The sequence below is a fragment of the Phormidesmis sp. 146-33 genome (assembly GCF_052939515.1).
The window spans coordinates 27,001-34,444 of sequence record NZ_JBJPHU010000074.1; the positions used below are offsets into that span (position 1 = coordinate 27,001).

General features: G+C 48.6%; 7 protein-coding genes. 5 read left to right on the plus strand and 2 right to left on the minus strand.

What is annotated here, in order from left to right; genetic code table 11:
* Window positions 1–183: 183 nt before the first annotated feature.
* Window positions 184–3,051, plus strand: coding sequence for a glycerol-3-phosphate acyltransferase (locus ACJ2PR_RS24060; RefSeq protein WP_446878849.1), 2,868 nt, complete (start codon window positions 184–186; stop codon window positions 3,049–3,051).
* 151 nt (window positions 3,052–3,202) lie between these two features.
* On the opposite strand, the gene ACJ2PR_RS24065 is transcribed toward ACJ2PR_RS24060, so the two are convergent.
* Both ACJ2PR_RS24065 and ACJ2PR_RS24070 read right to left on the minus strand, forming a co-directional pair.
* The gene (locus ACJ2PR_RS24065; protein WP_446878850.1) at window positions 3,203–3,361 is read right to left on the minus strand and encodes a hypothetical protein; all 159 of its coding nucleotides are present in this window, start codon (window positions 3,359–3,361) and stop codon (window positions 3,203–3,205) included.
* A gap of 199 nt (window positions 3,362–3,560) precedes the next feature.
* Window positions 3,561–3,932, minus strand: coding sequence for a hypothetical protein (locus tag ACJ2PR_RS24070; RefSeq protein WP_446878851.1), 372 nt, complete (start codon window positions 3,930–3,932; stop codon window positions 3,561–3,563).
* 852 nt (window positions 3,933–4,784) lie between these two features.
* On the opposite strand from ACJ2PR_RS24070, the gene ACJ2PR_RS24075 reads away from it, so the two are divergent.
* The 4 genes from ACJ2PR_RS24075 (at window position 4,785) to ACJ2PR_RS24090 (ending at window position 6,664) form a co-directional block, all read left to right on the plus strand.
* A complete protein-coding gene (locus ACJ2PR_RS24075) occupies window positions 4,785–5,456 on the plus strand; it encodes a hypothetical protein (protein ID WP_446878852.1) in 672 nt (223 codons plus the stop codon).
* A gap of 109 nt (window positions 5,457–5,565) precedes the next feature.
* Entirely contained in the window at window positions 5,566–5,697 is a 132-nt protein-coding gene (locus ACJ2PR_RS24080; protein ID WP_446878853.1) for a hypothetical protein, read from the plus strand.
* 357 nt (window positions 5,698–6,054) lie between these two features.
* Window positions 6,055–6,306 (plus strand): DUF433 domain-containing protein, encoded by a 252-nt coding sequence (locus ACJ2PR_RS24085; protein ID WP_446859340.1) that lies wholly within the window; start codon window positions 6,055–6,057, stop codon window positions 6,304–6,306.
* On the plus strand, window positions 6,290–6,664 hold the full coding sequence (locus ACJ2PR_RS24090; protein ID WP_446878854.1) for a DUF5615 family PIN-like protein: 375 nt from the start codon (window positions 6,290–6,292) through the stop codon (window positions 6,662–6,664). Before ACJ2PR_RS24085 ends, ACJ2PR_RS24090 begins: the two co-directional genes overlap by 17 nt.
* Window positions 6,665–7,444 lie beyond the last annotated feature (780 nt).

A 7,444-nucleotide genomic window follows, 5' to 3' on the forward strand; every position in this document is an offset into this window, starting at 1 on the left:
TTCACTGTCCTTGTGTTTGCTGAGAATGCGAGCCAGCACGAATCCTGATTTTCTACCCTCTCTGGGAAGTGTCGCAAGTTTCCTCAGAATGAGTCGTGTTGAAAACCAAAAGAATTCTCAAGTTGCAGCATTTGGGGATGCACGATCGTAGACTTCAAGAAGAAAGATCTTGAGATCGCTATCATGATGCAAGTTTGGGGTTCTCTGCTGATATTGATTGTCTGTCCGCTGTTGGGAGGGTTGCCACTCATTAGTTGGGTGACTTACGTTCTCACTCAAAAGAAACTCAAAGCGTTGGGAACGGGAAATGTCAGCGTTTCAGCCGCTTTTTATCATGGTGGGCGAGTGGCAGGAATTCTGGCTGTCTTGTCAGAAGCGTTTAAGGGAATTGCGGCCGTTTTGTTAGCGCGAACGTTCTTCCCAGGGGATGCTGAATGGGAAATTGTCTCACTAATTGCTTTAGTCGTCGGCCGCTTCTGGATTGGCAAAGGTGCAGGAACCACGAATGTCGTATGGGGATATGTGGCGCATGATCCGATCGCCGCTCTCCTGGTCTTTATCATTGGCGGTATCGGATTCACCATTCTGCGAGAAAAAAGGCAGGGACGGGTGGCAATTCTGATTTTGTTTCCCGTGATCACCGCCCTGTTGCATCCTCAAGAATCGGCGTTGATTGTGATGACGATCGCGCTGGGCGGTCTGATGGGCTGGATTTACACCCAAATTCCCGATGACCTGGATCTCAAAGCTGAAACGGCACAAAAGGACTCTCAATCGATGTTTCAATTCTTTCGCGGCGATCGAGCGATCGTTTCTCTCAATCAAACGCTGCAATCTGAAAAGGCTGGCTCTAAGGCGGCGACGCTTTCTCACCTCAAGCGGTTGGGCTATCCGGTGCCGGATGGGTGGGTGTTGTTTCCGGGAGACGATCCGCAGCCGTTGATCGAGTTGCTTGAGCCGTCACAAGAGAAGCCTTTGGTCGTCCGATCCTCTGCAATTGGTGAGGATTCCGAAGTCGCGTCGGCAGCGGGACAGTATGAGACGATTCTGAATATCACTCGCCGTGAGGATTTGTTGCCTGCGATCGCTCAGTGTTTGGCTTCTTATGATCAGGCGGCGGCTGTGCAGTATCGGCGCGATCGTGGCACTCCAGACGCTTCGATGGTCGTCTTGATTCAGAAACAGATTCGCGGCGTGTATTCGGGCGTGGCGTTTAGTCGTGATCCGGTGACTCGACAAGGGGATGAAGTGGCGATCGAAGCCCTTCCCGGTGATGCGGTTCGCGTGGTTTCGGGGCAGGTGACTCCAGAAAGTTATCGCGTTCGAGTCCAGGAGGTGCCAGAGAGTTGGATTTTACCAAACGATCGCTCGTTAGAAGTGGAAGGATCAGGCGACGTTCCATCCCAACTCATTCAGCAAGTCGCATGGTTAGCCAGACGTTTAGAAACTCAGTTTCAAGGAGTGCCCCAGGATATTGAATGGACGTTTGACGGGGAAACTTTGTGGTTGCTGCAAGCGCGATCGATTACAACATTGGTGCCGATCTGGACGCGCAAAATTGCGGCTGAGGTGATTCCGGGAGTGATTCGGCCGCTTACCTGGTCGATCAATCGGCCGTTGACCTGTGGCGTGTGGGGGCAGATTTTTACGATCGTTCTGGGCAAACGAGCAACCGGACTGGACTTCACCGAAACCGCCACGCTGCACTATTCTCAGGCTTACTTCAATGCTTCACTACTGGGGCAAATTTTCCTCCGCATGGGACTGCCCCCCGAAAGTTTGGAGTTTCTCACCAGAGGCGCAAAATTTAGCAAACCTCCATTGGCATCGACGCTAAAAAATGTGCCTGGACTGCTGAAATTAGTGCGTCAAGAACTGCGGCTAGAACGAGATTTTGAACGAGACGATCGCCGCCACTTTTCGCCCTTTCTTCAAACGCGACCACCCAATCACTTATCTGTTGTCGAACTGCTGACTCGAATTGATTTGATTTTAGACTTGTTAAAAATTGCCACTTATTACAGTATTTTGGCTCCGCTGAGTGCAGCCGTTCGCAAAGGAATGTTCAAAGTTTCCGATGATCAAATTGATCAAGGCAACACGCCAGAAGTGTCAGCCCTGCGCGAATTTCAGAAAATTGCGATCGCTGCCCAACCTCTCCTGAACGATCGTCAAAATGTATTAAACGAACTAGCCAAAACTAATGAAGGACGACAAGTGCTAGATCAGTTTGAGCAAGTGTTAGATCGCTACGGCTATCTAAGCGAAGTCGGAACCGATATTGCAGTGCCCACTTGGAAAGAAGATCCGCAAAGCATTCGATCGCTGTTTGCCCAATTTTGTCGAGATCCGTTGCCGCCATCTACTCCACAGCGAGGCAAGTCGAGTGTCCAGCGACGGTTTGATCTCAAAGGGCAAGTCACCGAAGTTTATAGTCGGCTGTTAGCAGAGTTGCGAAGTTGTTTTGTGTCGCTAGAAGATCTTTGGATCAAGTCAAACTTGCTGACCGAAGTGGGAGACATCTTCTTTTTGGAGTGGGCCGAAGTTCGGCAAGTCGCTCAGTCAAATGCAGAAATGTTGAATCGTCTGCCGGGTCTAATTGCTCAACGTCGATCGCGCTTCGCTCAAGATAGTCAACTTACCCAAATCCCGGCGATCGTCTATGGCGAAGATCCGCCTACTCCCACATTACAAAACTGGTCGTCGTCTCAGCAACTACAAGGCATTGGGGCAAGTCCAGGACAAGTCGAAGGACGAATTAAAGTGTTGCGATCTCTTCGAGATACCCGCGAGGGGTCGCTTTCAACAGGAATTGAAATTGATGCCAATACAATTCTGGTTGTCCCCTACACCGATTCGGGCTGGGCCCCTTTGCTGGCAAGGGCTGGCGGATTGATCTCAGAAGTGGGCGGACGGCTCTCACATGGCGCGATCGTCGCTCGTGAATACCGAATTCCCGCCGTCATGGACATTCACAACGCCACCCAAATCTTCCACGACGGTCAACAGGTTAGAATTGACGGCCAACGGGGGACGATCGAGATCTTGTAGATGATAGGAAATGGGCGTTGCTGAATCAGACTATGAATCGGTCTGTCGAAGCTGAATCCTCTCGCCCCCTAAATCCCCCATTCTGGGGGACTTTGAGAACTCCAGTTCCCTTCAAACTTGGGGGGCTAGGGAAGGCAGTTCATACCATCATTCAGGAACGCCTGTAGATCGTAGAAAATGCGATCGCGAAAGCAATGTTAGTCATGACAAAAGCAATGTTTGCCACGACAAAAGCAATGTTGGTCATGACAAAAGCAATGTTGGTCACGACAAAAGCAATGTTAGTCACGACAAAAGCAATGTTAGTCATGCGTGAGGCATTTCTCAATAGAACTGGGTTTCGGGCATTGCTGAATCACAAGATGAATTGCCCCCAATGACGGAGGGAAACCCACGGTTCAAAGTCCCCCAGAATAGGGGATTTAGGAGGCGAAAAGATTGACACGCCTCACAGATTCACCCCTTCAATCAGCAACGCCGGGTTTCGTCCTTTAACAACGCGCCACTTTCTAAAGTTGAATCGTGATTTTGTTGCTCAACTCCTCCACATGAATCAGCGCTGGATCATCCATCACAATGTCAAATCGGGTGAACGATCTCTGCAATCGATAAATAGGCAAAACACGAATCAACTGATATTCAGTCATCAAATCACTACAGCCATCCCACTTGAGATAGGCGAGTTGATTAGAGACAATTTCGCTCAATTGAGACACAAACTCGTCAATGCAATCTTCAATGTCAGGAAGAATTCCAGAAGCCACGATCAAAAACCGCTCTTGCAAATCCAAAGTGATCTGGACTCGATAACGCCGACCTGTCGAGAGATGCAACTCAACCGTGAACGCTACCGAGCCAGGAAAAATTAGCCTAACTCCCATATTGATTTGTTCTCCCTGGATTAGTGCAAAGAGAACTGGGGAGCGATGCTTCTCAAATCGCTTGGGGTCTGATTCCAACCTTTCAGAACCCCACAGCAAAGCTGACGGTGTACAATCAGGAACGCCTCCTGAGTTAGTAGTCTTAACTTGGGATGGAAGACCTCGAAGGCTGATTTGCCGATCAGTTCTTCGGGGCACAACTCCATCACTGCGATGTATCCTACAAGAGATTTCGCTTTTTTTGAATCCTAAAAACTTAACATTTGCAGAGGTGCTGCTCCTGCCTCTAACGATATCAAGACCTCGCGAACTGAGTTGAGCAGGTTTTTGGGTAGCGACTTCAGCAGTAGGGCACCCAGAGAGTCGCACCATTGACGGATTCAATCCTTTAGCGAGTTACTGGGCAGTGAATATAAAGACTTCTTGAAGCAATAGGATTATTTTCCGATCCCAGAGATAGTATTCTGGGGCAAGCGTAGTTCTGCCTAAATTCCCGATTCAGGGTGTTATGCAGAACTTTGTCTGCCCTAACCACAGATTTGAGGAGTTAAGCTGATCGACATTTAGATTGATAGCCCGCTTCTTCATTGTAAAAGGGTTGCAGAGTTAGCTTGTGCAAGTTGAAAGTCGATTAGCTTATCCGAAAGTTTTTCAGCCTAATCGTCCTTTGGGAGGGTTAGCCAGACAATTTTCAGCCTAATCACCCAAATCAGGGAGGTTAGATAGATCAGATCAGTCTAAACATAAGTTAGGTGGCTTGAATCATTGGTGTTGTCGGTGCTTAGAACTTATCTGTTGGATTCATTAAACTTAAGGAGTTGAGTAAGCCCATTCTCAAATGGCTTTGAAGCTATGGCATTTGAATTAGATCATCTCTTTATCTGGACTGACATTGGCGCTTACGAAGCTGAGCGTCTAGTATCATTCGGTTTGGTGGAGGGAAGCTCTAATACGCATCTTGGACAGGGCACAACCAATCGCCGTTTCTTTTTTCATAACGCAATGTTGGAGTTATTATGGGTTCACGATCCAGAAGAGGCGCAGTCTGAGCTAATTCGTCCCACTCGGCTATGGGAGCGATGGACGCATCGGAACGATGGTGCCTGTCCATTTGGGATTTGCCTTCGTCCGGTCATAGGTTCTGGTGACACAGTTGCATTTTCCAGTTGGGCATATCACCCACCTTATTTGCCTAAAACAATGAGTATTGAGGTGGGAAAGAATAGTGATGTGTTGACTGAGCCGTGGCTGTTCCAGACTCCATTTGGTCAACGTCCAGATCGATATCCTGTTGAGAAGTCACAACCTCTCGATCATGGTATTGGTTTACGCGAAATTACTCGTGTAGAGTTGGTCAGTCCTGCTGCGAATCATTTGTCACCCGAACTTCAAGCAGTGGTTAATACCAATCAGATCAGGTTACGGGTAGGAGTAGACTACTGTGTAGAGCTTGGGTTTGATGGAGAAGTGCAGGGACAGCAGGTAGATTTTCGATCTGGATTGCCGCTGGTGATGAGTTGGTAACGTAAACTCGCCACCTAACAAGTCGCTGCACCGGAACGATGAAGTTTGTTGGTTGCGTTCGAGAAGCGGTCTGCGTCCGGTGAGCTTGGTCGTTAGACATCTTGCAGAAATGGTAACTCTGCTATATGGCTATACAGAGATAAGTGAGCTATTATGTCCAACCTATGTCCCAAGTGCCAAACTACACAAACAATTGAACACAATGGCGGTCAGTGGTGTTCAAATTGTGGCAAGTTTGTAGTTCCTCCCACAGTTCGTCATCCTCCCACTTCTTACCTTAAGCAGAAGAAAGAAGCTTCACGACCGATTTTGCTGACTTGCTCTAGTTGTGGCAGCAATTCTCAGTATGAGAACAATTCTCACAGGAACTCGCTTTTTTTAAGAATTCAGGTACCTGAAACCGCATTCTCTCGTTAGCGATCTGCATCTGGAAACCCAGTTTTTAGTACGGGTGTTTCAAACTGAGAATTGCTGTAGTTGTGGACTCAAAGGCGACATGAGTAACGCATTATACGATGATGGAGAATGGACGTGTTGGGCTTGCATTGAAAGAATCTCTTATTCTTAATGAAGGTTAAGATGAGAGTGAAACGTTGAAATGACTCTAATGAAACTCGATCGTATTACGAGCAATCCAAACCGGATGAATGGGCAACCCTGCATCCGCAACCTTCGCCTTACGGTTCGTCGGGTGATTGAGCTACTGGCAACTTATCCTGATCGAGCAGAATTACATCAAGAGTTTCCAGAACTGGAGGACGAAGATATCCGGCAAGCCCTAATTTTCGCCTCTTCTTACTTGGACGATCGCATCATTGAGCTTTCTAATCGTTATGAAACTGTTGCTTGATCAGGGATTGCCACTCTCTGCGGCAGCGTTATTACGGGATGCAGACATCGACACGATTCATGTGGGTGAAATCGGGATGTCTGAGACTGAAGATGCAGACATTATCCAGCGAGCTAGAGACGAGGAGCGTGTCGTTGTTACTCTTGATGCAGATTTTCATGCACTGCTAGCGCTTGATGTAGCAACTACCCCTTCAGTCATTCGGATTCGGATTGAAAGGTTACGCGCCCAAGCACTCACAGCCCTTTTACTGACAGTCATTTCTGAGTGTGGAGAGGATTTAGAGCAAGGATCAGCGATTACAGTTGAGCCGAGCCGTATTCGTATTCGCCGTTTGCCGTTGGTGTCAGATGTCTAACAATCCGCTTGCACACCGACCGTATCAAGTCTTTTCGTTGAGTTCGAGAGGTTGTTCGCGGCGGGTGAAGCGGAACGTTATGCCGCCAGCCCGAAGGTCATTCAACCCGGTTTTTGAGGGTTGTCGTTCACCCGAACATCAACGGTATTGAGAACGAGTTGGTGAACGCGAAAGTCAACGTGATTGATCACGATCGCGCGGACTTATCGGTGAGGACTTTGGCAGAGATTCTCCGTTGAGGTTGGGAGGTGACGGGTCGCATCGGATTTGAATACGTCCGCGATCGCCGAGTTCTTCGTCTTTCAAGAGTTGGGCTGGCGAAGTGGGGGAGTGATCGGTTGAGACGAGCCACGCATAACAACCCGATTGGAGCGGACTGTTTCTAGATCCGGGTGAGGATACAAAAATCATTTACAGCTGCTCAATCGGAACGTTGGGCAGCCTCTCACGGTGAGCGCAAAGATGCAGGTTTCTCTCGTTCAACTCGTTGGTTCGAGAGTTTCGCGTTTGGTTTGCTTCGTTGTGAGTGGGTGCGTCGATCGCGTTGTTGCCAGGGTTTTTCGTGATGTGGCGCGAAGCGTTTCTCGCGGAGTGCGAACTAGCTCCCCAACCCGTCGCCGGACTGTTGATAGATTTCTCGTCTACCGTTTCGAGTCAATCTACAGCCGTTGAGCTTCACGTTATGCCGCGAGGATAGCGCCCGTGATGTGAAAACAAGAAAATTTTTCGGCGTTGCTGAACAAAGGGATGAATCAAGTGAGTACGGGTATTGACCAATAC

Bases quoted from the DNA above. Each gene is read 5' to 3' on its own strand.
- ACJ2PR_RS24060 (WP_446878849.1), top strand. From the start codon at position 184: ATGATGCAAGTTTGGGGTTCTCTGCTGATATTGATTGTCTGTCCGCTG.
- ACJ2PR_RS24065 (WP_446878850.1), bottom strand. From the start codon at position 3,361: ATGACTAACATTGCTTTTGTCGTGACTAACATTGCTTTTGTCGTGACC.
- ACJ2PR_RS24070 (WP_446878851.1), bottom strand. From the start codon at position 3,932: ATGGGAGTTAGGCTAATTTTTCCTGGCTCGGTAGCGTTCACGGTTGAG.
- ACJ2PR_RS24075 (WP_446878852.1), top strand. From the start codon at position 4,785: ATGGCATTTGAATTAGATCATCTCTTTATCTGGACTGACATTGGCGCT.
- ACJ2PR_RS24080 (WP_446878853.1), top strand. From the start codon at position 5,566: ATGGTAACTCTGCTATATGGCTATACAGAGATAAGTGAGCTATTATGT.
- ACJ2PR_RS24085 (WP_446859340.1), top strand. From the start codon at position 6,055: ATGACTCTAATGAAACTCGATCGTATTACGAGCAATCCAAACCGGATG.
- ACJ2PR_RS24090 (WP_446878854.1), top strand. From the start codon at position 6,290: ATGAAACTGTTGCTTGATCAGGGATTGCCACTCTCTGCGGCAGCGTTA.